General features: G+C 72.0%; 20 protein-coding genes and 2 pseudogenes. 13 read left to right on the top strand and 9 right to left on the bottom strand.

The annotated features are described in order from the left end of the window. Window positions 1-41: 41 nt before the first annotated feature. The 3 genes from ACF062_RS34095 to ACF062_RS34085 all read left to right on the top strand — a co-directional run bounded on the left by ACF062_RS34095 (window position 42) and on the right by ACF062_RS34085 (window position 3,141). Window positions 42-1,067 carry an asparaginase gene (locus ACF062_RS34095; RefSeq protein ID WP_392143446.1) on the top strand — a complete coding sequence of 342 codons (1,026 nt, stop codon included), beginning with the start codon at window positions 42-44 and terminating at the stop codon, window positions 1,065-1,067. A 99-nt stretch (window positions 1,068-1,166) separates the two neighbouring features. Continuing rightward, window positions 1,167-2,576, top strand: a complete 1,410-nt coding sequence (aspA, locus tag ACF062_RS34090) for an aspartate ammonia-lyase (RefSeq protein ID WP_392143445.1) — start codon at window positions 1,167-1,169, stop codon at window positions 2,574-2,576. Window positions 2,577-2,610: 34 nt separating this feature from the next. Beyond that, a complete protein-coding gene (locus ACF062_RS34085) occupies window positions 2,611-3,141 on the top strand; it encodes a GNAT family N-acetyltransferase (RefSeq protein WP_392143444.1) in 531 nt (176 codons plus the stop codon). Window positions 3,142-3,160: 19 nt separating this feature from the next. On the opposite strand, the gene ACF062_RS34080 is transcribed toward ACF062_RS34085, so the two are convergent. The 4 genes from ACF062_RS34080 to ACF062_RS34065 all read right to left on the bottom strand — a co-directional run bounded on the left by ACF062_RS34080 (window position 3,161) and on the right by ACF062_RS34065 (window position 6,262). After that, on the bottom strand, window positions 3,161-3,847 hold the full coding sequence (locus ACF062_RS34080) for an HAD family hydrolase (protein ID WP_392143443.1): 687 nt from the start codon (window positions 3,845-3,847) through the stop codon (window positions 3,161-3,163). Window positions 3,848-3,893: 46 nt separating this feature from the next. Beyond that, entirely contained in the window at window positions 3,894-4,376 is a 483-nt protein-coding gene (locus ACF062_RS34075) for an Lrp/AsnC family transcriptional regulator (protein WP_392143442.1), read from the bottom strand. Window positions 4,377-4,458: 82 nt separating this feature from the next. Next, window positions 4,459-4,638 (bottom strand): hypothetical protein, encoded by a 180-nt coding sequence (locus tag ACF062_RS34070; protein WP_392143441.1) that lies wholly within the window; start codon window positions 4,636-4,638, stop codon window positions 4,459-4,461. 103 nt (window positions 4,639-4,741) lie between these two features. Next, window positions 4,742-6,262: an MFS transporter gene (locus ACF062_RS34065; protein WP_392143440.1), complete on the bottom strand. Its 1,521-nt coding sequence runs from the start codon at window positions 6,260-6,262 to the stop codon at window positions 4,742-4,744. Between the two features lie 299 nt (window positions 6,263-6,561). Between ACF062_RS34065 and ACF062_RS34060 the strand changes: the two genes are divergently transcribed. Further along, window positions 6,562-6,978: an ATP-binding protein gene (locus tag ACF062_RS34060; protein WP_392143522.1), complete on the top strand. Its 417-nt coding sequence runs from the start codon at window positions 6,562-6,564 to the stop codon at window positions 6,976-6,978. A 474-nt stretch (window positions 6,979-7,452) separates the two neighbouring features. Then, window positions 7,453-8,405, top strand: a pseudogene (locus tag ACF062_RS34055) (GNAT family N-acetyltransferase). Between the two features lie 130 nt (window positions 8,406-8,535). On the opposite strand, the gene ACF062_RS34050 reads toward ACF062_RS34055, so the two are convergent. From ACF062_RS34050 to ACF062_RS34040, 3 genes and pseudogenes are all read right to left on the bottom strand, one after another. Next, window positions 8,536-10,047, bottom strand: a complete 1,512-nt coding sequence (locus ACF062_RS34050; RefSeq protein ID WP_392143439.1) for a hypothetical protein — start codon at window positions 10,045-10,047, stop codon at window positions 8,536-8,538. A gap of 158 nt (window positions 10,048-10,205) precedes the next feature. Continuing rightward, a pseudogene (locus ACF062_RS34045) lies at window positions 10,206-10,895 on the bottom strand (dioxygenase); the annotation flags it as partial. A gap of 44 nt (window positions 10,896-10,939) precedes the next feature. After that, entirely contained in the window at window positions 10,940-11,890 is a 951-nt protein-coding gene (locus ACF062_RS34040) for an AraC family transcriptional regulator (protein ID WP_392143438.1), read from the bottom strand. A 404-nt stretch (window positions 11,891-12,294) separates the two neighbouring features. Here ACF062_RS34040 and ACF062_RS34035 point away from each other — a divergent pair, with 404 nt between their 5' ends. The 5 genes from ACF062_RS34035 to ACF062_RS34015 all read left to right on the top strand — a co-directional run bounded on the left by ACF062_RS34035 (window position 12,295) and on the right by ACF062_RS34015 (window position 15,920). Beyond that, window positions 12,295-12,675 (top strand): hypothetical protein, encoded by a 381-nt coding sequence (locus ACF062_RS34035; RefSeq protein ID WP_392143437.1) that lies wholly within the window; start codon window positions 12,295-12,297, stop codon window positions 12,673-12,675. A gap of 42 nt (window positions 12,676-12,717) precedes the next feature. Then, on the top strand, window positions 12,718-13,191 hold the full coding sequence (locus ACF062_RS34030; protein WP_392143436.1) for a hypothetical protein: 474 nt from the start codon (window positions 12,718-12,720) through the stop codon (window positions 13,189-13,191). A gap of 67 nt (window positions 13,192-13,258) precedes the next feature. Beyond that, window positions 13,259-13,666 (top strand): peptidoglycan-binding protein, encoded by a 408-nt coding sequence (locus ACF062_RS34025; protein WP_392143435.1) that lies wholly within the window; start codon window positions 13,259-13,261, stop codon window positions 13,664-13,666. 398 nt (window positions 13,667-14,064) lie between these two features. Then, window positions 14,065-15,051, top strand: coding sequence for an ATP-binding cassette domain-containing protein (locus ACF062_RS34020; protein WP_392143434.1), 987 nt, complete (start codon window positions 14,065-14,067; stop codon window positions 15,049-15,051). Between the two features lie 119 nt (window positions 15,052-15,170). After that, on the top strand, window positions 15,171-15,920 hold the full coding sequence (locus ACF062_RS34015; RefSeq protein ID WP_392143521.1) for an ABC transporter permease: 750 nt from the start codon (window positions 15,171-15,173) through the stop codon (window positions 15,918-15,920). A gap of 16 nt (window positions 15,921-15,936) precedes the next feature. On the opposite strand, the gene ACF062_RS34010 is transcribed toward ACF062_RS34015, so the two are convergent. Beyond that, the gene (locus ACF062_RS34010) at window positions 15,937-18,027 is read right to left on the bottom strand and encodes a SpoIIE family protein phosphatase (protein ID WP_392143433.1); all 2,091 of its coding nucleotides are present in this window, start codon (window positions 18,025-18,027) and stop codon (window positions 15,937-15,939) included. Between the two features lie 536 nt (window positions 18,028-18,563). Between ACF062_RS34010 and ACF062_RS34005 the strand changes: the two genes are divergently transcribed. From ACF062_RS34005 to ACF062_RS33995, 3 genes are all read left to right on the top strand, one after another. Next, window positions 18,564-19,808, top strand: coding sequence for a cytochrome P450 (locus tag ACF062_RS34005; RefSeq protein ID WP_392143432.1), 1,245 nt, complete (start codon window positions 18,564-18,566; stop codon window positions 19,806-19,808). Window positions 19,809-19,885: 77 nt separating this feature from the next. Continuing rightward, window positions 19,886-20,446: a nuclear transport factor 2 family protein gene (locus tag ACF062_RS34000; protein ID WP_392143431.1), complete on the top strand. Its 561-nt coding sequence runs from the start codon at window positions 19,886-19,888 to the stop codon at window positions 20,444-20,446. Between the two features lie 115 nt (window positions 20,447-20,561). Further along, a complete protein-coding gene (locus ACF062_RS33995; protein WP_392143430.1) occupies window positions 20,562-21,713 on the top strand; it encodes a hypothetical protein in 1,152 nt (383 codons plus the stop codon). Between the two features lie 36 nt (window positions 21,714-21,749). Here the strand turns inward: ACF062_RS33995 and ACF062_RS33990 are convergent, their stop codons facing one another. Next, window positions 21,750-23,258, bottom strand: coding sequence for an FUSC family protein (locus tag ACF062_RS33990; RefSeq protein ID WP_392143429.1), 1,509 nt, complete (start codon window positions 23,256-23,258; stop codon window positions 21,750-21,752). Window positions 23,259-23,296 lie beyond the last annotated feature (38 nt).

The following is a 23,296-nucleotide window of genomic DNA, read 5'->3' as shown; positions in this document are numbered from 1 at the left end:
AGGGCTTGATCGTCCTCGGGATCTCCGGGAGGTACGCAGACGTGGAAGCACAGGCGCGACGGATCGTCGTCATCAGCACCGGCGGGACGATCGCCAGCCGGTGGCAGGGCACCGGTTTCGCCGCCGACGCCCCCGGGCGCGAGGTGCTCGCCACGGCCGCGATACCCCACGACATCACCTCCGAGGTCATCGACCTGTTCAACGTGAACAGCCCGCGCCTGACCTCCGCCCAGCAGCTCACCCTGCTGCGCACCGTGCACGAGGTGCTCGCCGACCCCGGCGTCGACGGCATCGTCGTCACCCACGGCACGGACACCCTGGAGGAGACCGCCTTCCTGCTCGACCTCCACCACCACGACTCCCGCCCGGTGGTCCTCACCGGCGCCCAGAAGCCGCTCGGCGCCGAGGACGGCGACGGACCCGGCAATCTGTACGACGCGCTGCTCACCGCCGCGACCGTGCGCGACCTCGGGGTCCTGGTCGTCTTCGACGGCAAGGTGCACGCCGCGCGCGGCACCGTGAAGACGCAGACCCTCGCCGCCGACGCCTTCGCCGACCCCTCGGGGCCGCGCGTGGGCAAGGTCGGCTTCGGCAAGGTCTCGGTAGCGCACCGCCCGGAGCGGCCCGAGCCGCTGCCGCTGCCCCCGGCCGGCGTGGCCGTGCCGCGCGTCGACATGGTCATGCACCACGTCGACGCCGACCCGCTGCTCCTGGAGGCGGCGGTCGGGGCCGGTGCGCAGGGCATCGTGCTCGTCGCCACCGGGGCGGGCAACGCGACCCCCGAGTTCGTCACCGCCGTCGCCGGAGCCGTGGAGCGGGGCGTGCTCGTTGCCCTCACCACCCGGGTCCCCGCGGGCCCCGTCACCGAGATCTACACGCACGGCGGAGCCGTTGACCTCGCGGCCGCCGGGGCGGTCCTGACCGGTACGTTGCGTGCCGGGCAGGCGCGTACGGCGGTTCTCGCGGCGCTGCTCTCCGCCTCCGGGCGGGGGGAGCGGGTGGAGGTTCTGCGGAGGGTCGTCGGTGGGGCGGGGGCCGTGGCCGAGGTTGCGGCCGCGGCTGTCTGAGCGGATTTGCCTGCGGGCCGGTTTGTGGCTGGTCGCGCAGTTCCCCCGCGCCCCTTCGGGGGCGTTCACCTCCTCCGTACGACCGGAAAGAACAGCGCCATGACCGCCGCCTCCGTCCCCGCCCTCCGTCGCGAGCACGACCTCCTCGGTGATCGCGACGTCCCCGCCGATGCCTACTGGGGCATCCACTCCCTGCGCGCCACGGAGAACTTCCCCATCACGGGCATCCCCATCTCCGTCTACCCGCAGCTCATCGACGCCCTCGCCGCCGTGAAGGAAGCCGCCGCGCGCGCCAACGAGGAGCTGGGGCTGCTGGCCAAGACCAAGGCCGACGTCATCGCCGCCGCCTGCCGGGAGATCCGGGCGGGGCGCCTGCACGACCAGTTCGTCGTCGACGTCATCCAGGGCGGCGCGGGCACCTCCACCAACATGAACGCCAACGAGGTCGTCGCCAACCGCGCTCTCGAACTCCTCGGCCACCCCAAGGGCGCGTACGAGCACCTGCACCCCAACGAGGACGTCAACCTCAGCCAGTCCACCAACGACGTCTACCCGACCGCAGTGAAGGTCGCGACGATCAGCGCGGCGCACGGCCTGCTGCGTGCCATGGCGGTCGTACAGGACGCGTTCGCGGCGAAGGCGCTGGAGTTCCGCGACGTCCTGAAGATGGGGCGTACGCAGCTCCAGGACGCGGTGCCGATGACGCTCGGCCAGGAGTTCTCCGCGTACGCCGTGATGCTCGGCGAGGACCGCATGCGGCTCGCCGAGGCCGTCGAGCTGCTCCACGAGATCAACCTCGGCGCCACCGCCATCGGCACCGGCCTCAACGCCCCCGCCGGATACGCCGAGACGGCCCGCCGCCACCTCGCCGACATCACCGGCATGCCGCTCGTGACCGCCGCCAACCTCGTCGAGGCCACCCAGGACTGCGGCGCCTTCGTGCACCTGTCCGGCGTCCTGAAGCGGATCGCCGTCAAGCTCTCGAAGAGCTGCAACGACCTGCGGCTGCTCTCGTCGGGCCCGCGCGCCGGGCTCAACGAGATCAACCTGCCGCCCGTGCAGGCCGGTTCGAGCATCATGCCGGGCAAGGTCAACCCGGTCATCCCCGAGGTCGTCAACCAGGTCGCCTTCGAGGTCATCGGCAACGACGTCACCATCACCATGGCCGCCGAGGCGGGCCAGCTCCAGCTCAACGCCTTCGAGCCGGTCATCCTGCACTCGCTCGCCAAGAGCATCACGTCGCTGCGCGCGGCCTGCCTGACCCTCGCCGAGCGCTGCGTGGAGGGCATCACCGCCAACACCGAGGTGCTGCGCGCCTCGGTGGAGACGTCCATCGGCCTGGTGACCGCGCTCAATCCGCACATCGGCTACACCGCCGCGACCGAGATCGCGCGGGAGGCCTTGAGCACGGGGCGGGGCGTGGCCGAACTGGTCCTGGAGAAGGGGCTGTTGCCGCCGGAGCGGCTCACGGAGCTGCTGACCCCCGAGCGGATTGCCGGCGCTGCCTGAGAGGATGGCCGGACACCGAAGAGGGGGCAACGCCATGGCGGATCGCTGGGTCAAGCTGGAACTCGACGCGGCCGCCTTCGACGCGGCACGCTTCGAGCAGTACCTGGAGCGCTGCCGGAGCGGCGGTATCCGGTTCACCACGATGTCCGAGCTGGGCGACACCCCGCGCCACCGGTGGGCGCTCTACGAGCTGAACAAGGAGTGCTCCGCCGATATCCCGGACCGCGGCGAGTTCTACACGTTCGAGGAGTACGTCGAAGGGCGGCTCGCCGTGCCTTCCTACGACCCCCGCGGCGTCGTGGTCGCTCTCGACGGCGACGTGTGGTGCGGACTCGCCATGACGTCGGACCACCGGGCCTCCGGCTTCGTCTTCAACGAGATGACGGGGGTCAAGGCCGCCTACCGCGGCCGGGGCCTCTCCCTCGCGATGAAGACGGTCGGCATGGGCTTCGCCGGTCTCTGCGGCGTGGACAAGGTCCGGACCTTCCATCACCCGGCGAACACGGCCGCCATCCAGATGAACCGGAGGCTCGGCTACGTCGACATGCCGGGGACCGGCGGCTGAGCACCGACCGGCCGACGGCTCAACGGGACGGCATCAGCACGTCCAGCGCCGCCTGGGCCGTGAACTCGCTCTGACCGCCCCGGAACAGCAGCTCCGCGTCGGCGAACGCCGGGTCGTCGGCGTGGGCGGCGACATAGGGGACCGCGACGCACCGCATGCCCGCCGCCCGTGCCGCCGCCGCGCCCGGCGCCGCGTCCTCGAAGACCACGCACTCCGCGGGCTCCGCGCCCAGCAGCGCGGCCGCCGCGAGGAACACGTCCGGCGCCGGCTTGCCGCGCGGCACCTCCTCGGCGGAGACGAACGTGGTCAGCCAGGCGTCCAGGCCCGTGCCGACGAGGATCGCCTCGATGGCCGCCCGGGACGAACCGGACGCCACGGCCATCGGTATGCCCGCCCCGTGCAGCCGCTCGACGAGCTTGCGCATCTGTGGGTAGACGTGCGTCCCGGCGCGCGCCAGATCCAGATAGCGGCGGTCGAGGTCGGCGATCAGCTCGGCCACGGAGGCGCCGATGCCGTACTCCTGCCGCCACCGCGCGAGCGTCTCGTGGGAGCTGATGCCCACGTACTGCTCGTTGTCGGCCCAGGTGTACTCCCGGCCGGTGTACTCGGCGAGCAGGGCCCGGGACGCCTCGTAGTAGTTCGGCTCGCTGTCCACGAGGGTGCCGTCGAGATCGAAGATGACCGAGGTGTTCCCGAAGTCGCGCATGCCCTCCAGGATGCCAAACGCCCAGGTCGGCGCCGTGAGGCGGGGTTCACCTCCGCGCCGCGGCCGCCCGGCCCACCGACTCGACCAGCGGGAGCAGGCGGTGCGGCACCCGCTCCCGCAGCGCCATCTCCGTCCGCGTGCGGACCACGCCCGGCAGCTTGATCAACTGCTGGATGACGTCTTCCAGATGGCCGTTGTCCCGTGCCGCGACGCGGGTCAGCAGATCACCGCCGCCCGTGATCGAGTGCGCCTCGATGATCTCGGGCACCGCCGCGAGCGCGTCGCCCACCTCGTCCAGGTATCCCTGCGTGACCTCGATGTGGACGAAGGCGAGCACCGGGTGGCCGAGCGCCGCCGGGGAGAGGAACGGGCCCGTGCCCGTGATCACACCGTCCCGCTCCAGGCGGTCGAGCCTGGCCTGGAGGGTGCCGCGGGCGATGCCGAGGACGCGCGCGTACTCGCGCAGGCTGGTGCGGGGCTGTTCGAGGAGCAGCCGCAGGATACGGGTGTCGAGTTCGTCGACGGCCATGGTGCGAGGTTCTCCCAGGTGGGCGGGGCTGATCGCTGGTGACTGTAGCCGCTGGGCCCCGCCCGCGACGCCATGCCCGGCGCTACTTCGGGGTGACCCGGACCTGGCGCTTGTCCATGTTCGCCGTGTACAGCTGGATCTGCGTGCCGTTGGCGGCCTTGCCGCCCTTGACGTCGAGGCACTTGCCGCCGAGCCCGGTGAGCCTGCCCCGCGGGGGCGGCGCGGCGCCGCCGCCACGGGCCAGGTGACGCAGGCCCTGCACGTCGTACTGCTGCGCGTAGGTGCCGCCGACGAACGCCTACCAGGACAAGCGCGCGTGAAGTACGGGGCGATCGGTGTCAGTTGGCCTCCGGCGGAGACGCCACTCAGTGCGCGTCCTCCGTCGGGCGCAGGCCCTTCGGGATCTTCGCCCAGGTGAGCGCCGCGGCGGCCAGCGGCAGCGCCGCCGCCATCAGGAACGTCGGTGTCATCCCGGAGGTGAACGCGTCGGCGGCCCCCGTCAGCAGGGCGTCGCCCGCAGGCCCGGTCAGCCCGGACGCCACGCGCGCGGCCTCACCGATGGAGTCGCTCACGGCCGATGCGGTGTCGTCCGGGAGGCCGAGGTCGGGGAGGTTCACGCGGTACAGCGCCGTGGCGACACTGCCGAGGATGGCCACGCCCATGGCGGCGCCGAGTTCGTAGCAAGTCTCCTCGACGGCCGCGGCACCGCTGACGTCCTTCGCCGGGGTGGCGGCCATCAGCGTCACGGACGCGGCGGTCGTCGCGATGCCGACGCCGCAGCCGAGCACGGCCAGCGCCACGGCGATCCCGCCGTAGCCGAGCGGCCCCGAAAGCTGGAGCAGCCACGGCAGGGAGAGGCCCGCCGTCATCATCAGCAGACCGCCGCCCATGATGTGCCGGATGGGCAGCCGGTGCATCAGCATCGGGGTGAGCAGCGAGGTCAGGACCAGGCCCAGCGGCGCGGGCAGCAGGTGGATGCCCGCGGCCAGGGGCGTGTAGCCCTGCCCGTACTGGAACCACTGGGTGATGAGGAACAGGGCCGAGCCCAGCGCGATCATGCCGAGGAAGATCGAGGCCGCGGCGATGGCGAACGGCCGGGAGGCGAAGAGACGTACCTGGAGCAGCGGGTGCTCCAGACGCAGCTGGCGGCGGACGAAGACGGTGAGCGTCACCGCGGCCACGACGAGCAGTGTCCAGGCCACGGGGTCGGCCGGGCCGCCCTTTCCGAGCTGCTTGATGCCGCCGGCCAGGGCGAGCATGCCGAGGACGGACTGGCCCACACCCCACCAGTCCCAGCGGCCCTGCCGGGGCTGGTGCGACTCGGGCAGGATCCACAGGCCGAGCGCGATGATGACCAGCGCGACGGGGATGTTGATCAGGAACGCGGAGTGCCAGCCGTCGTGCTCCACGAGGAGCCCGCCGACGACGGGGCCGAGCGCCATGCCGCCACCGAAGACGGCGGACCACACCGCGTAGGCGAGGGCGCGCTCGCGGGCGTCGGTGAAGACGTGCCGCAGGATCGACAGGGTGGCGGGCATGATCGCGGCGCCACCGGCGCCGAGCAGTGCGCGGGCGGCGATGACCTGCCAGGCGGCGGTCGCGAAGACGGCGAGCAGCGAGGCGAAGGCGAACACGCCGAAGCCGATGAGCAGCAGTCGCTTGCGTCCCCACCGGTCGCCGAGAGCGCCCGCCGTGACCAGGAGTCCGGACAGCACGAGGGCGTAGATGTCGATGATCCACAGCTGCTGTACGGAGCTGGGCCGCAGATCGGCGACGAGGGACGGGAAGGCGACATTCAGGATCGTGGTGTCCATCGCGATCAGCAGCAGGCTGCCGGAGAGGATCGCGAGGACGGCCCAGCGTCGTGAGTCACGCTGCGGGGTCATGATGGAACACTCCAAGTTCGAATGAGACGTCAGTGTCTCATGCGGGACGTGAAGGTGTCCAATGAGGATGGGTGAGGAGACAGGTGGTGACGAGCGGTGGGGGTGGCGGCGCGGGGTGCGCGCGGGGCTGCCGGGACGTCTCCGTCTTCTGCCGTAGGGCCCGGTGGGCGGGCTGGTTGGCGATCAGTCCGAGGGGGCATCACCGTGGGGCAGGACCGGTCGCGCAAGACACGCCGCGGCCCCGGTGGCGACAGTGATCGCGGGTGTACCGGTTGTCCCAGGGAGGGGATGTGAGTGGCATGCGTGCGCAGCAGCGCGCCCATAGGCCCACCGCACGAGTCGAGTACGCATTGCCGCAGGAGGCCGCCTCGGCGGGCCGGGCACGGAGGCTGACCTGCGCGTTCCTGGTCAGGCCGCACCGTCGTAAGAACCAAGTGACCGCCGAGCGCGTGGACGACGCCGCGCTGGTCGTCTCCGAGCTGGTCTCCAACGCCGTCCAGCACGCGCGAGGCGGCTGCCGCCTGCGCGTGGAGGTCTCCGGTGACCGGGTGACCGTGGAGGTGTACGACACGAGCCCGGCCCGCCCGCGCCTGCGCAAGCCGAGCAGCGAACGGGAGAGCGGCCGGGGCCTGGCCCTGGTCCGCCAGCTCGCCCACCGCCTGGAGGTGGTGACCGCGCGGCAGGGCGGCAAGACGGTGCGGGCGGTACTGGCCTGAGGGGTCCGAGCGGGCCCGGCGGCTCCGCGCGCCCCGGCGCGGCGGAGGGCGGCTCGGCCGTTCATGGCGGTGGTCCGCGGAGCGCGTATGGAGTGGGCGCCGCGCGTCGCCGCGAGCGGTGTGACGCGGTGAGCGCGGCGGTCGTGAGGGGGAGGCGGCTGGGCGGCGCGGCGGCCAGGGCCGGCGGCGGGTGGCGCCGGCCTTCGCCGGGCGCGCGGCCGACGCGCCCCGCATCGGCGTACTCAAGGCCGCCGCGTCGAACCGCACCCGGGCCAGGGCGCCGAGGCGCCGACGAACGCCAAGAGGCGTCGCCGCGCGGCGCCCCCGGCCGTGGACGAACACGCGGAAGCGGCCCGGGTCGCTGCGGGAGGGGCCCCGCGCCCCAGGGGCGACCGCCACGACCCGCACCCCCGACAAGCCGCCGCCGCGAAAAGTCCGTTGCGGTCGAAGGGCGCCGCGTCGGACAGTGGGCCCATGACCACGTCTCTCACCCCGCCGCCCGGCCTGACCGTGCGGGCCGCGACGCTCGGTGACGCGGCGGCGGTGTGCGCGCTGCTCAATGAGGTCGATCTGCTGGAGATCGGCCGCGCGGACACAGAACTCACCGAAGTGCAGGCCGACTTGAAGCACCCCGAAGTGGACATGGAGCGGGACTCCTGGCTGCTGTTCGAGGGCGAGCGGCTCATCGGGTACGCCCTGCTGTGGGACGAGTCGGGCGGCGAGCGGATCGACGTCGACCACTACGTGCTGCCCGGCCGGCCCGAAGTGCCCTGCATCTCTTCGACTTGGTGGAGGACCGCGCCGCACAGCGCGCCGCGGCCAACGGAGCCACCCGCGCGGTGCTGCACCTGCACCTCAACATCACGCCCACCATGGACTTGCCGGCGCTGCGCGACAGGGGCTGGCGGCCCGTTCGCCGCTACAACGTGATGGCACGTCACCTGAACGTGGCAGCGGCCCAGTTGCCGAAGGCGCCGGACGGCGTGACGCTGCGGGACTGCTCGGAAGAAGAGGACCGGCGGCGCGCCCACCGGTTGCTCCAGGAGTGCTTCGCCGAGCACTTCGACTTCCAGCCGCGTACGTACACGCAGTGGCTCGACGACATCGACGCCGAGCGCGTCGACTGGTCCCTGATCTGGATCGCCCACGTCGACGGCATCGGCGACGCGGCCGTGCTGCGCACCCACAACGACCGCGCGTCGATGGCCTGGATCGGCAACATAGGCGTCCTGACCGAGGCCCGCGGCCGTGGCATCGGCAGCCACCTCCTGCGCCACGCCTTCGGGCACTACGCGGCGTTGGGCCGCGACCGGATCGGCCTCGGCGTCGACGCGGACAACAGCAGCGGCGCCCTCGCACTGTACGAGCGGCACGGCATGGCCCTCGACTTCGCCGTCGACACGTGGGAGCTGACCCGCCCGGTCTGACGGTCAAGGAGCCGACCACGGCGCAGGAGTCGACCGCCGCCAAGAAGCCGACCGCCCACAAGAACCGCGGCCCGGTCCGAGACCCACAGGGGAGGTCTCGGGCCGGGCCGTGCCGACCGCCGCGCGGGGATCAGCGCAGCACGCTGCCGAAGAGCGCCGCGGTGTTGGGCGCTTCGACGTCCTTGGGCCCGAAGGCGACGGAGTCCGTGGCGGTCAGGCCGGTGGACGTGCCGCGCAGCGACCACACCGCGCCGGCCTTGGCGTTCTCCTGGACGGAGGACGCGGTCAGGTCGGCGTGGCCGTCGCCGGTGACGTCGAGCAGCGCGGTCTTCGCCCCGAACCCGTCGCCCTTCTCGGCGACGCCGGGCACGGCCGCCGTGTTCTGGTGGAAGGCCTGGGCTCCGGAGCCGGTCACGCCACCGGCGCTGCCGCGCACCAGCACGACCGAGCCCGCGTCGGCGACGGTGCCGACGTCCTCGCCGGGGACACCGACCGCGATGTCGGCGTATCCGTCACCCGTCACATCGCCGACGGCGATCGCGTGGCCGAAGGCGTCCCCGTCCTCCTCGGCGCCGGGCACGCCCGGCAGGTCCTGGTCGAACTTCTGCGTCTCCGCCTTGAGACCGGCGGCCGAGCCGAAGGCGACCTTGACCCGCGGCTCGGAGTCGTCGTCGCCGATCACCAGGTCGTCGTAGTGGTCGCCGTTGATGTCACCGATGCCCAGTTCGCCGGCCGAGCCCGGCGCCCAGGCGCGCTTGAAGCCGGTCGGGGTGCCGTACAGGACGCTGTTGCCCCACTCGCCGTCCCCGCTGTAGTCGTTCATGGCGATGTCGGCGCGGCCGTCGCCGTTGATGTCACCGACGGCCTTGGGGACGACCGGGCCCTGCACGGAGCCGGGTCCGTCGACGCAGTCCCGGTCGGCGCAGGTCGGGTCGGGGCGCTGCTCGCTGTCGTAGTCCCACCACTGCGACTTGTCCATGAAGTCCAGGGTCTCGGCGGGCGTGCCGGTCCGCGCGATGGGGCCCTTCCAGAGGCGGGCCTGCTGGCCGACCGGGTCGTCTCCGTAGGAGCCCGCCCCGGAGAACAGGGCGAGGTCGGTGGTGCCGTCGCCGTCGAAGTCCCCGGCCTGCGGGGCGAACCCGTGGGCGGCGATCTTCGTGCCGCCGGTGAGACCGGACGCGGAGCCCCACAGGACCACCGCGCCCGCGGCGGAACTCCTGCTGTCGACGCCGATGACCAGGTCGGCGTACCCGTCGCGGTCCAGGTCGCCCTTGGTGAACGACCTGCCGAACTCCTGCTTGGCGGTGGCCGCGCCGGGCACCCCGGCCGTGGAGCGGCTGATGACCTTCTTGCGGGCCGGGTCGAGGCCGCCCTTCGACCCGTACGTCACCACCACGTACCCGGCCTTGGCCTGGCCGGAGACCGTGCTGTCCGGGGCGCCGACGACCAGGTCGCCGTACCCGTCGCCGTTGAAGTCGTCCGTCGCCTTCGCCGCGGCCCCCGCGCGCCCGGCATCGGCGGCGGGAGCGGCGGCACGGGCGGTGCCCTGCCCGAGGGTGAGGGCGGTAAGGCCGCCGCTCACCAGCAAGGAGGCGGCGATCACGGGCATGGTGAGACGAGCGGTGCGACGGACGCGCGACATACGACTTCCCTTGGTCAAGGTTCAGTTGAGCGGCTCGGGAGGTGAGACCACGTGTGGTTCCCCGCTGTTCACTGCGAGTCATCCGCTGGTTCACACCCGGCCGGTCATGTGACCTTCGACCGTGCGGGAAGGTTGTACGGGGGCAGCCCCGCGGGTTACTGGGGCACGTTCAGGACGAAGTCGAAGTCGGCCTCCTTCGCGTTCCCGACAGTACGTACGTTCATGAGCAGCCGGGCGTCGAAGATCGGGTCCGTGTTGTTGCGCGGCTCGCCGGGGAAGTACAGCTGCGTGGTGAGCACCGGCCGCCCCGGGGCCTGCACCTTGACGTGCAGATGGCGGGTGCGCCCGGGGTAGAGGCCCGGCACGACCGTGGTGAGCCGGAAGGCGCCGGACGCGTCCGTGAACTGGTGCCCTCGGAAACGGAACCCCACGTTGTCATAGGTCCCGTAGGCGTCGGCCTGCCAGAAGTCCAGCAGGACCTGCGGGATCGGGCGGCAGGCGCGCCCGAAGACGTACCCGGTGACGGTGAGCCGCGTCCCCGGCGTGCCCGCCTGGATCAGCGAGGTGCGGCGCGGGGAGTTCGGCTTGAAGTACGGCCCTTCCATCTGCGGCGGCGTCGGGTCGTCGCCGTCGTCGCATGACGGGGTCACCGCGGGCGCCTCGCCCCGCTCACCGGCGGTACGGGCCAGTGCTGGAACGCCCATGAGGCTCACCGGGACGGCCATCCCGACCGCGGCGGCGGCCCTCAGGACGGTCTTGCGGCTGGGCCCCTTTCCGCGCGGCCGCGCGGGACCGCCGTCGCTGTCGCCGCGGCCGCCACTGTCGCCGGTGCCGATCTCGTCGTCCATCGCTCCTCCTGAAGGGTGGGGTGGGTTCCGGATCGGCTATGAAGCTATGCGGGGGAGCGGTGCCGGGCGATGGACGGGAGCCGGTGGTCGTGGTGAATATCGCCACTGCCACGGCGGAAGTCCCCGGGGCTCGCCCCGGTCTCCCGGCGGAAGAAGCGGCAGAAGTACGCCGGATCCCCGAACCCGACCCGCCCCGCTATCTGACGCACCGACAACTCCGTGCGCAGCAAGAGCCGTTTGGCCTCGTGCACCCGGGCCTGCCGGATCAGCTCGCCGGGTGTGCGGCCGGTGGACGCCTTCACCGCCTCGCTGAGGTAGCTGACCGAGACGCCCAGGTGCTCCGCGCAGGTCCGCACCGACGGCGGGGCGCCTTCCGGGGTGGCGAGCAGCGTCACGAACTCCGCCGCCACCGAGCCGGGCCGTGACCGCGGCGGTGCGGCCGCCGGCCGGCGCCCGGGCAGCCGCGCCGCCCGCACCACCAGGACGTGCAGCAGGGCCCGCAGCACGCTCTGGAAACCCTCCGCCCCCGTGCGGTACTCGCCGTCCAGCTCGGCGACGAGACGCGCGGTCCACTCCGCGGCCTCGCCGGACAGGTCGAGCCACGAGCGCCGCGTCAGCGCCCGCAGGACCTCCCGGTCGGCGGGATGGTCCAGGAGGAAATCGTCGGTGAAGAGGATGACGTGGCCTTCCAGGCCGGTGACGTCCTGCCATTGGTGGACCTGGCCGGGAGCGATGAAGCCCAGGTTGGGCGGCCGCAGCGCGAAGCCCGTCAGGTCGACGACGTGTCTGCCGGTGCCGCCGGTGACGTGGACGATCTCGTGGAAGGTGTGCCGGTGCGGGAAGGGCGCGCGGGACATCGGCCCGATGGTGTCGAACGTGCCGATGGCGAAGGGCAGCGCGTTGGGCATCGGCACCTCCAGGCGGTGCATGGGCATGCCCTCCCCGGCGGGCTCCCCGTTGTTCCCCTTGCCGGGCAAGACCGTTGTGCCGCGCATGCGTTACGCTCCTCATCCCGACGCGCCGTCCGCCACGGCCGCCGTCGTCACGACCGGGAGGCTGGTCCGGACCAGCCGCTCTCCCACGATGGCACGGGCGGCCGGACGACGTCAGAGTCATGTCAGCGCCGCTCGGCACGATCGGAGCCACAGGGAGCCGATCGAGCCACCCGGAGCCGGGTGAACGGCCCGGAGCCGCGCGACCTGACAGCCGGAAGCAAGCGAACGACACGGATCCAAGCCGCTGGGGGACAGCAGAAATGGCCGTCAGAAAACTCGCACGCGATCGGAACGGCAACGGCAGCGGGGACACGCCCGAGAGCAGGCACAGGAGCGGGCACAGGAGCGGGCACAGGCAAGGGAAGCGGGCGGCCTTCGCCGGCGCCCTCGTCTGCGCCGCCGCCATGACCGTCTCCCCGGCCTCGCAGGCCACCGCGTCCGCGCAGGCCACCGCGGCGGCCTGCCAGACGCGGGCCGACGCCCGGCACACCGACTGGACCGGCATGCACTTCCTCGGGGACGTGGTCTGCTCGCACAACACCGGCTCGATCCGGGTGCAGTCCACCACCGACAGCATGGTGAACGGCCAGATCGACTTCTCGCCCAGCTGGTTCGTCTGCTGGAAGCGCGGCAGCCCGTACCAGGGCGGGGACATCTGGTACTACACGCAGGGCGACACGGTCTCCGGCAGCAGGACGGCCAAGGGCTGGGGCTATCTCCCGGCCGCCGAACTCTCCTCCGCCACACACCCGGTACCGGGCCTCAAGCAGTGCACCTGGTCATGAGCGACTGACACCGCCGACCCTCCGGACCCCTGGAGTACGAGCATGCGCCCCACCACGCCCCACGGAAAGCGACGCGCGGCCCTCGCGGGCGCCGCGCTCAGCCTGGCCCTGACCGCGGCGCTCGCCCCGGCCGCCGCCCAGGCGAACCCCTCCGCGCCCCGCTCCGGTTCGGCCGACGCGACGGCCACCTGCTCGCTGCGGCAGAACCAGCCGCACAAGGACACGCTGGGGAACTACTTCAGCCTGGACCTGTACTGCGACAACCTCGCCTCCGACGCCTTCGGCCGCCCCGCGTTCAACGCACCGGTCACCGGCCGTCTCAAGTTCTCGCCGAGCTGGTTCGTGTGCTGGACCGAGGGCGACGCCGCGCCCGACGGGAACAAGATCTGGTACTACACGCAGAGCGACGAAGTCGTGAGCCTGCCCGGCATCAAGGGCTGGGGCATGGTGCCGGCCAAGGTCGTGCAGACCCAGAAGCACCCCTACCCCGGGCTGCCCCGCTGCCCCTGGTTCTGATCAGCCCGCTCCTTTCCACGTACGCACATTCACGTACGCCCCACCACCGCTCGGGAGAAGGTTCACCGTGACTTCACGATCCAGCCGACGTATCCGTGTCCGTACGCTCGCCGCCACACTGCTCGGCTGTGCGCTGCTGACCGGGCCCGCCGTGGCACTCACCGGGGCCGGCCCGTCCGCGAAGGACGGCGGCACGGCCGCCGCCCGCGACATAGGGACCAAGCAGGCCACCAATGGCGAGTGGCGCCACTGCCCGTACACCGGCACCCACCCCGAACTCGGCAAGGGCCACGCGAACGACGCCGTCGGGCACCTCCAGTGCGTCCTGAACAAGGTGTACGGCTACAAGAACGTCGCCATGGACAAGATCTTCGGCGACGCCACCCTGGCCGCGGTCAAGAACTTCCAGCAGAGCGTCGGCCTGACCGCCGACGGCTTCGTCGGCCCCAACACGTGGGCGGCGCTGCACCCGTAGCGAGGTGCGCATGGAACGCACGTCGGAGCCCGCGTCGGTCCCGGTGAGGGAGAAGCAGCAGGCCCGCTCGCCGCGGATCAGCGGCATCAGATACGTGTGCTCCTCGGACAGATGGATTCCGTGGAAGCCGAGTTCGCGGCTGCGCCGCCAGACCGATCCGAGGTCGGCGCGCAGCCGGTCCACGACGAGCGCGGCAAGGCGCGGGTCGTCATAGGTGGGACGAGAACCCGCATGCGGGTCAACGGTGATCGCGCGAGTGAGTTCGGCGCTGCGGGCGCCCCCTCCGCGAGCGGGTGATCAAGTTTGACTAATCGGCTTCACGGCGTTACCGTCACCCCTCTAGTCAAGCTTGACTAGAGAGTGCGCACCGGATGTGGGTGTGTGTGGAGGGGAGACGGATGGAGAACGCGATCGTCCTCGCGGGCGTGCGGAAGCGGTACGGAGACAGAGCGGCCCTCGACGGGCTCGATCTGGTGGCCGCGCGCGGGACGGTGCACGGCGTGCTCGGGCCGAACGGCGCGGGCAAGACGACCGCGGTACGCATCATGGCGACGCTGCTCCGGGCGGACGAGGGCCACGTGGAGATCGCCGGATGCGACGCGCGGCGCCACGCCGACGAAGTGCGCCGCAGGATCGGCCTGCTCGGCCAGCACGCGGCGGTCGACGAGGAGCTCGGCGGCCGGCAGAACCTGGAGATGTTCGGCCGCCTGCACCACCTCGGCGCCCGGCGGGCACGGGAGCGGGCCGATGAACTCCTGGCCCGCTTCGGCCTCGCCGGCACGGGCCGCAAGGCCGTCAAGCGGTACAGCGGCGGCATGCGGCGCCGCCTCGACCTCGCGGCGTCGCTCATCACGGAACCGGAGGTGCTCTTCCTGGACGAGCCGACGACAGGCCTGGATCCGCGCGGCCGCGCCGAGGTGTGGGAAGCGGTGCGCTCCCTCGTCGGCGGCGGTACGACGGTGCTCCTGACCACGCAGTATCTCGAAGAGGCCGATCAACTGGCCGACCAGATCTCCCTGGTGGACCACGGCCAGGTCATCGCGGACGGCACGGCGGACGACCTCAAGGCGCGGATCGGCGGCGACCGCATCGACGTCGTGGTGCGCGACGGCGCCCAACTGGTACGCGCGGCACGGCTGTTGCCGGGTGACACGGGCGACGTGACCATCGACGCCGACCGCCGACTGGCCAGTGCCCCCGTCACCGACCGCGTGGACGCCCTCACCCGTGTCGTACGGGCGCTGGGCGAGGAGGGCATCGAGGCGGAGGACATCGCTCTGCGCAGGCCGACGCTCGACGAGGTGTTCCTGCGCCTGACAGGACGTTCGGAGGGCAGTGGGCCGGGAGCGGCGGGAGCGGCGGCATGGGTGAAGGAGACCGCATGAGGACGACGGTGACACAGGAGGGCGCAGGGAGCACAGGGAGCGCGGGCGCGTCCGGGAGCGCGGCCGTGCCTGTGACGGCTGGTTCGCGGGTCGGCTGGGCGCTGGTCGACTGCTGGACCATGACCCGCCGAGAACTGGCCCACTGGGCCCGGCAACCCGTGCAGGTCCTCGTCGGGCTCGTCTTCCCCGTGATGCTGCTGCTGATGTTCAACTACCTGATCGGCGGCGGCAAGGGCATCGCGGGTGACTACGCCGAGTTCCTGGTGCCCGGCATGTTCGCGCTGACCATGGCGTTCGGCCTCGACGCCACGATGGTCGCGGTCACCGCCGACCTCAACAAGGGCGTCGTGGACCGCTTCCGGTCCATGCCGATGGCCAACGGCGCGGTCCTGGTGGGCCGTTCGGCGGCCGACATGCTCCAGTCCTTCGCCTCGCTGATCGTGATGATGGGGGTAGGGCTCGCCATCGGCTGGCGCTGGCACGGCTCGCTCGGCGCGGTACTCGGCGCGATCGGCCTGCTGATGCTGCTGCGCTTCGCGATGCTCTGGCTCGGCATCCACCTCGCCATGGTCGCGGGCAGGCCGGAGCTGGTGTCGGCCGTGCAGATCCTCGTCTGGCCGGTCGGCTTCCTCTCCAACGCCTTCACGGTGCCGGAGACCATGCCGGGCTGGCTCGGTGCCGCGGTCGAATGGAACCCGATGTCGGCGACCGCGACGGCGGTGCGCGACCTGTTCGGCAACGACCCGGGGGCCACGGGCACTTCGTGGGCGGCGGAGCACGCCGGGCCGCTCGCGGTGGTGTGGCCGCTGCTGCTCGTCGGCGTCTTCCTGCCGTTGGCCGTACGAAGGTTCGCAGGCCTCAGCAAGTAGCGCCGCCGGCAACGGGTCAGCGGCCGGGCGGGTCCAAGGGGCGGGCTTCGGCGACCAGGAGGGCGACGTCGTCGTGGTCGTCGGAGTGTCTCAGGGACGACAGCAGCCATTCACAGGTCTCGCCGAGCGGCCGGCGCGGCTCGTCGAGCAGGAGCAGCAGGGCCTCCAGGCGCTCGTCGATGGGATGGTGGCGGGTCTCGACGAGGCCGTCGGTGTAGAGGAGGAGCCGGTCGCCCGGGTCCAGTGGGAAGGTCATCGTGCTGAACGGGATGCCGCCGACGCCGAGCGGCGCCCCCGTGGGCAGGTCCAGCAGTTCGGCGCGCCGGCCGCTGCGGGCGAGGACGGGCGGCAGGTGCCCGGCGTTGGAGATGCAGCAGGTCCGCTCGTGCGGGGCGTAGATGGCGTAGGCGCAGGTGGCGATGTAGTGCTCCAGGCTGCGGGCGATCTTGTCGAGGTGCCGCAGGACTTCGTCGGGCTCCAGATCGAGATCGGCGAAGGCGCTGGTCGCCGCGCGCAGGCGCCCCATGGCGGCGGCCGCGTCGATTCCGTTGCCCATGACGTCGCCGATGACCAGCGCCGTCCTGTCGCCGTCCAGCGGGATGATGTCGTACCAGTCGCCGCCGACCTCGCTGGACGCCTCGGCGGGTTGGTAGTGCGAGGCGACGTCCAGGCCCGCGAGACGCGGGGGCACCTTGGGCAGGAGGCTGCGCTGGAGGGTGACGGCGGAGTTGCGGATGCTCTCGTGCCGGCGCGCGTTGTCGATGGCCACGGCGGCCCGGGCGGCCAGTTCCTTGGCGAGGAGTACGTCGTCCTCGTCGAAGGGGCGCTGATTGCGCGCGCGCAGCAGGTCGAAGGCGCCGAGGATCTCGTTGTGCGCGATCAGTGGGACGGCGACGTAGGAGTGCACACCGGCGCGGGCGAGGGTCCGCGCCGCCTCCGGGTCGCGGGCGATCCGCTGGAGATCCTCGGGCCCGGCCCGGGTCACGAGCACCGGCCGCCCGGTGCGGACGCACTGCGTGACCAGCCGCTCGGCCCCGTACTCGGCGACGTCACCGACCTGGTCCATGGCCACGGTCGCCTCGGACGGGTAGGCGGAGGCCACGGCGAGCGCGCGGAACACCTTCGCGCCCTCCTCGGTCTCCGTGGGCCGGCGGAAGGCCAGCACCGAGTCGAGCACGTCCACCGCGGCCATGTCCGCCAGCTCGGGGACGGCGACCTCCGCCAGCTCGTTGGCGGTCTGCACCACGTCCAGGCTGGTGCCGATGCGGCCGGACGCCGTGGCGATCAGCGTCAGGTGGCGGCGGGCCCGGTCCGCCCGGGTCGCGGACTGGTGGCGTTCCGTGACGTCGATGACGGAGTTGGCGACGCCCATCACCCGCCCCGTCGGCCCTTCCAGCCGGTAGTACGACACCGACCAGGCGTGATCGGTGCCCGGCGAGGCCGGGGTGCGGCCCACGACGTAGTCGTCGGTGATGGGCGTACCGGTCGTCAGCACCTGTCGCAGCGCCGACTCGATGCGGTCGACGTCGAGGAACGGCAGGATGTCCCGCGGCCGGCGGCCGATGTGGTCGGTGGCCGGAACGCCGTTGATCCGCTCCAGGGCGGGGTTGACCAGCAGATAGCGCAGGTCGGTGTCGAGGAGCGCGAGACCGATGGGGGACTGGTGCACGAGCCGCTCGGACAGCGCGAGGCCCGTCTCGACCTGCTGCAACGTGGACTGCTCGGCGGCGATCCCCAGGGCGTAGACGTCGCCGAGGTCGTCGAGCAGCCGCATGTTGCGGAACTCCACCACCCGGGTGCTGCCGTCCTTGTGCCGCACGGGAAACGCCCCGGCCCAGCTCGCCCCGGTGCCCATCACCTCGGTGAACAGCTTGGAGACCAGACCGCGGTGCTCGTCGTGGACCAGCAGCCTGGCCGCGTACTGGCCGAGCGCCTCCTCGGCGGTGTACCCGAAGACGTCGTCCGCCTGCGGGCTCCAGAAGACGATCCGCCCGCCGCTGTCCAGCACCACGGCCGACACACTGAGCAGATCGAGCAGGCCGCCCGGAGGCAGGGGTGCCGAAGGGGCCGTCGCCCCGTCGTCCCGCAACGGTTCACCTGTACCCATCGCGCCCACTCCCTCCTGGCCGGCGCCCGGGGGCCGCACGGCCGGCGGCGTGTATCCCTCCATCCTGCGCGAGGAACCGGTCAGCGCACGACCGGAGGGTGGCGCCGGGGTGTGTCCCGGCCGCGGAGCGAGGAACATCGGTCATCGAGAGAGACATGGCCACATGAATGGCATCACAAGATTTGGACAATGTTTGGCGCCGCGATCTGCGGAATTGCGGATAATGGTCTGGATCTTGGTTGACACCTGAGGCGGTCGCCCGTTTAACTGAGTGGCGCCGGAAGTTGATCCCATTGATTCGGCGGGAGAAGTATTCCGATATGGATTCTCGGCTCGGCTATCACTTATGGAGCGTTCGGGCCACCGACGGCCCGCCTCCCCTGGTATCGGCCCTCCTCTCCTGGTCCGGCTCCGGTTAATGCAACCGCCAATACTCGCCATTTCCTCCAGGCGCGATTCGGCTCCTGCCATTATTCGGTGTCGATTCGGTGGTCCGCCATTCGCGCCGCTGCCACGCCAAAACAAGGGGCGACTCCATGACCCATACATATGAGCCGAATCTTCTGGACCCCGCGATCATGGCCGATCTTCGAGGGGAGTTCGGACGGCTGCGGGACCAGTCGTCGCTCTGGCGCGGGTGGGCCATGGACGGCACCCCCGCCTGGTACGTGACGGGGGCGGCGGAGGTCCGTACGGTCCTGAGCGACCCGCGGTTCGCCACCCGCAGGACGCCCGCACCGGGCGAAGAGGATCCGCTGATCAAGAACCTGGCCGCCCTGGGCATACCCGAGGATCTGACCGTCCACGTCACCGGGATGCTGATCAACTTCTCCGGGGCCGAACACTCGCGACTGCGCAAGCTCGTCTCCTCCGCGTTCACCGCGCGCCGGGTCACCGACCTCCGCCCGCGCATCGAGGAGATCACCGGGAAGCTGCTCGACGGCATCGAGGCCGCTGCGGCGGGCCCCGACCCGGTCGACCTGATCGAATCGTTCGCCTACCCGGTGCCGATCGCCGTCATCTGTGAACTCGTCGGCGTCCCCGAGAGCGACCGCCCGGCCTGGCGCGAATGGGGCGACGGACTGGTGTCGATGACGCCCGACCGCACACCCGACGCCCTGCGCTCGATGGTCGAGCAGGTCAAGGCCCTGGTGGACCGGCGGCGCGCCGAACCCGCCGACGACCTGATCACGGCGCTGCTGCGGGCCCAGGCCGAGGACGGGGACCGGCTCTCCGACGACGAACTCGTCACGCTCGTCATCAACATCGTGTTCGCCGGCCACGAGACCACGGCCCACCAGATCGGCAACTCGATCGCGGCGCTGCTCACCCACCCCGACCAGCTCGACCTCCTGCGCCGCGAACCGGACCGCTGGCCCGCCGCCGTGCACGAGCTGGTCCGCCTCTGGACGCCGTTCCCCATCAGTCCGCTGCGCTACGCCCTGGAGGACGTGGAACTGGGCGGCTTCACCATCGCCGCGGGCGAGGCGGTGCAACCGGTGCTCATCTCCGCGAACACCGACCCGGCCTGCCACAGCGACCCCGACCGCTTCGACGTCGGCCGCCGCGACGGCGAACGCGGCGGCGGGAACCTCGGCTTCGGGCACGGCATCCACTACTGCCTGGGCGCCCCGCTGGCCCGGATGGAGACGGAGATCGCCCTGTCGGCGCTGTTCCGCCGCTTCCCCGAGCTCACCCTGGCCACCGAACCCCACTGGGCGCCGCACCCGCTGATGGTCCGACTGGGCCAACTGCTCGTCCACCCCCACCCCCACCCGTAGCGCGCAGTTCGCCGGTCGGCCGCCACTCAGGTCCCCCCACCTCGACCTGCACCATCACTTCCAGAGGAGGGTTCTTCATGCCTGACGACGCACCGCCTGAGACCGCACCGCACGAGACCGCACCGCACGACAACGACGGCACCCCGGTGCTGCACGACCGGGCCGCGATCGTCGAGACCTGCACCCGGTCGGCCTGGAGCACCGACCGCCGGGACTGGTCCGCCTTCCGGGAGGTCTTCGCCGACGAGGTCGACCTCGACTACACCTCCCTCAACGGCGGCGAGCCGCTTCACCTGCCCCGTCAGAGCATCGTCGACGGCTGGAGAACGGTCCTCAGCGGTCTGGACGCCACGCAGCACCTGGTCGGCAACCACCTGGTCACCGTGGACGGCGACACCGCCGAGTGCACGGCGTCCGTCCTCGCCACCCACATCCTCGCCAACGACGGGGGCGAACCCATCTGGACGGTCGGCGGGCACTACCGCTACCGCCTGGCCCGCACCCACGAGGGATGGCGCATCAGCGGCCTGCGGCTGACCGTCGACTGGACCAGCGGCAATCGCGACATCATGCTTCTCGCCGTCCAGAACCAGCCCGAGCACGTCAGGGAGTGGAAGCACGAGAACGGCCGGGCGTAGCAAGGCCAAGGGCCGGGCCCGGCCCCGGTCGCGGAACCGTTCATGGGGTTACCGCTTCGCCCGGCGGCGCCACGGACCATACTGGTCGGGCCCTGACCCCCCACAGAACGATTCCATGGCCAAGAACAGCACCTCCTCGACCACCGTCCCCGACACCGCGTGGCTGGGGCGCGGGCGCCACCTCGGGCCCGAGCCCGAGCAGGACGTCCGGCGCAACCTGATCGCCCTCAAGGCGGCCGGGGTGCTCGACGACTACCTGGACCTCGACCCCGCCGAGGCGGCCCGCTCCACCGTCCTCCACCCGCGGGACGAGTCCGCCGACCCAGGCCCCTCGGCCCGCCGCCTCTTCGAGGCCCGCTGGCACGTGGCCGACGACGTCACGGTGCGCGCACAGCTCACCACGTACGACCCCGAGACGCGCCGCAAGGACGGCGAAGGCGTCGTCTGGGTCCTCGCCGCCGAGGCGGAGCGGGCCTGGGACCCGCACTGGCCCTCGCCCGCCACCATGTTCTGGCCCGACAGCGACCGGGTCGCCTGGGACCACGACACGGTGCCGGACCTGCGCCTGCGGACCACGAACCACCTGCCGAAGGACGACGACGAGCTGCGCCACCTGCTGCGGGAGTGCACCCGGCAGAGCTGGTTCGTCCACGTCGTCGTGCACGAGGCGATGACGCCGGACGCGCGGGGACAGCAGCCGGTCTCGGTGTTCCTGCCGCCGAGCCTGCGGCACCGGGTGGTCGAACACCGGGGCACGCCCGAGCAGGCGCAGATCGCCGACTTCGCGATGAAGCGGGAGCTGGGCGTGCGCATGCCACGCGGCGGCGCCGTCGTCCTGCCCACGGCGCCGCAGGGTGCCGACTACGACGCGGAGCGCTTCACGGTGCGCAGCGTCTTCCTGGACGGCTCGGAACCGACCGAACTCCTCGACAGGATCAAGGAGTACGCCGCCCTGCCCCGGCCCCTGCCCGCCGACGCCGAGCGGGCCCTGACGCGGCTGCGCCACGGCTGGCATCTGCTCACCCCGGACGAGGAGCTGGCCCACGCCCGGTCCATGGTCACCAGGTACGCCGAGGCGCTCGACGCCATGACGAAATCCCGTGACCTGTACCGGGAAGCGGCCGAGGCGGCGCAGGCCGTGCTCGCGGAGACGACCGGCGGCGACGGCGTGCTCCGGCCGCCCGCGCCGGGCCCGGGCAAGGCGGAAGGGTCACCGCTGAGCGCCATCACGAAGGCGTTCGGCCGCTTCCGGGACTCCAACAAGTAGGGCGCACGGCGGCGAACCGGACTGTGGGGGCGCCGGTCAGGCGCCGATCAGTGGCGCGCGCCTCGTGCCCTGAAGGGGCGCGGCGAGCGCGGCCAGCGTCCTCTCCAGGCTGTGCAGGTGCGCGAGGGCGGGTTCCGCGACGGCGGCCTGCGGCAGGTCGCCGTGGGCCCCCGCCACCCCGGCCGCGGCACCCGGCGCGGTCAGGGCCTCGACGGCCGCTTCGACGCGCCAGCACGCGGCGGCCAGGCGGGCGTCGTGGGAGGCCTCCGGGTCACCGGCGACGGAGGCCAGCCCACGCACCTCGTGCGCACAGGCGTCGAGCAGGGCGAGGACCTCAAGGGCGCGCTGCTTGCGGGCACGCAGCGGGCAGAGCGGATGCACGAGCGGCGCCACGGACAGACGTACCCGCCCCAGCAGCGCCTCGAGCTCGGTGACCCGGTGGGCGGGATCGGCGTCCGCCGACCCGGCCAGTCGCGCCGCGGCCTCCGCGGTGCAGGCGTGCACGCAGCGCAGCGCGCGCTCGATCCAGCCGTGGGTCGTGGCGTGGGTCGTGATCGGGAGCACGAGGAGCACCGCGAGGACCGCGCCCAGAGCGCCGACCCCGGTCTCCGCCAGCCGCAGCACGAGCAGATCCCCGGTCAGCACCCCGATGAGGCCGTAAAGGGAGCTGGCGAGCACCGTCACCGAGAGCATCATCCACGTGTACGACACCGCGGCCGTGAAGAAGATCCCGAAGACGCTGATCGCGACGAGCACGGCGCTGGGCACGGCCGCGCCGTTCAGCGGTACGACGAGCACGAACCCGGCGGCGATCCCGAGCAGCGTGCCGAGCAGGCGCCGGAAGCCCCGTACGAGCGTCTCGCCGCGCGAGGTGGTGTTCACGAACACCCACCAGGTGGCGCCCACGGCCCAGTACCACCGCTCACCGGAGACCATCTGCCCGAGCAGGAGCGCGAACGCGCCGCCGAGCGTGGCCTGTACCGCCTGCCGGGTGGTCGCCCGTGCCAGGCCCTTGCCGGCCGGGGGAACCGGCGGGGCCGCGGTCGGCAGCCGCCGCTCGTAGCACCACAGCCCGAACCGGACGGTCGAGGACGCGAGGAGGGAGAGCAGGACGGCGGCGTAGAGCTCGGGCAGCTGCTGCCACTCGGCGTGCAGAAACTGCGTGATGAAGAAGGTCATGAACGCGAAGACGCCGAGGGAGTGCCCGCGCGGCCCCCACCGCCGCGCGTAGACGCCGATGCCCATCACGGCGAGGAACGCGATGTCCCGCGCCACGGGGACGTCGTGCAGAACGGCGGCCAGCGCGAGTACGGGGAAGCCGACGACGGGCAGCAGCGCGGTGGTGACCGCCTGCCCCCGCACCGTCGCGTCGGTCACGGTGAAGAGAGCGAGGAGGGCGGCGAGGCCGCTGATGATCGCCGCCATGAGCGAATGCCCGGCCAGACCGCACACCGCCACCGCGAGACCGATGCCGAGGACGGCCCGCGAGGCGAAGCGCAACCGCACCCGCCCCGGATCCGGAGCCACGAACATCCTCTTCAGCACTGCTTCCCCGCCCTTCCGTGACGCGCCCGACATGCCCA

Source organism: Streptomyces sp. NPDC015345, assembly GCF_043078805.1.
GTDB lineage: Bacteria > Actinomycetota > Actinomycetes > Streptomycetales > Streptomycetaceae > Streptomyces.
The sequence above is the reverse complement of the archived record's forward strand: the minus strand, read 5'-3'. Positions and strand labels throughout refer to the sequence as shown.

Coding starts and splice junctions, on each gene's coding strand:
- aspA (WP_392143445.1), top strand. CDS start 1,167: ATGACCGCCGCCTCCGTCCCCGCCCTCCGTCGCGAGCACGACCTCCTC.
- ACF062_RS34085 (WP_392143444.1), top strand. CDS start 2,611: ATGGCGGATCGCTGGGTCAAGCTGGAACTCGACGCGGCCGCCTTCGAC.
- ACF062_RS34080 (WP_392143443.1), bottom strand. CDS start 3,847: ATGCGCGACTTCGGGAACACCTCGGTCATCTTCGATCTCGACGGCACC.
- ACF062_RS34075 (WP_392143442.1), bottom strand. CDS start 4,376: ATGGCCGTCGACGAACTCGACACCCGTATCCTGCGGCTGCTCCTCGAA.
- ACF062_RS34065 (WP_392143440.1), bottom strand. CDS start 6,262: ATGACCCCGCAGCGTGACTCACGACGCTGGGCCGTCCTCGCGATCCTC.
- ACF062_RS34060 (WP_392143522.1), top strand. CDS start 6,562: ATGCGTGCGCAGCAGCGCGCCCATAGGCCCACCGCACGAGTCGAGTAC.
- ACF062_RS34050 (WP_392143439.1), bottom strand. CDS start 10,047: ATGTCGCGCGTCCGTCGCACCGCTCGTCTCACCATGCCCGTGATCGCC.
- ACF062_RS34040 (WP_392143438.1), bottom strand. CDS start 11,890: ATGCGCGGCACAACGGTCTTGCCCGGCAAGGGGAACAACGGGGAGCCC.
- ACF062_RS34035 (WP_392143437.1), top strand. CDS start 12,295: ATGACCGTCTCCCCGGCCTCGCAGGCCACCGCGTCCGCGCAGGCCACC.
- ACF062_RS34030 (WP_392143436.1), top strand. CDS start 12,718: ATGCGCCCCACCACGCCCCACGGAAAGCGACGCGCGGCCCTCGCGGGC.
- ACF062_RS34020 (WP_392143434.1), top strand. CDS start 14,065: ATGGAGAACGCGATCGTCCTCGCGGGCGTGCGGAAGCGGTACGGAGAC.
- ACF062_RS34015 (WP_392143521.1), top strand. CDS start 15,171: ATGACCCGCCGAGAACTGGCCCACTGGGCCCGGCAACCCGTGCAGGTC.
- ACF062_RS34010 (WP_392143433.1), bottom strand. CDS start 18,027: ATGGGTACAGGTGAACCGTTGCGGGACGACGGGGCGACGGCCCCTTCG.
- ACF062_RS34005 (WP_392143432.1), top strand. CDS start 18,564: ATGACCCATACATATGAGCCGAATCTTCTGGACCCCGCGATCATGGCC.
- ACF062_RS34000 (WP_392143431.1), top strand. CDS start 19,886: ATGCCTGACGACGCACCGCCTGAGACCGCACCGCACGAGACCGCACCG.
- ACF062_RS33995 (WP_392143430.1), top strand. CDS start 20,562: ATGGCCAAGAACAGCACCTCCTCGACCACCGTCCCCGACACCGCGTGG.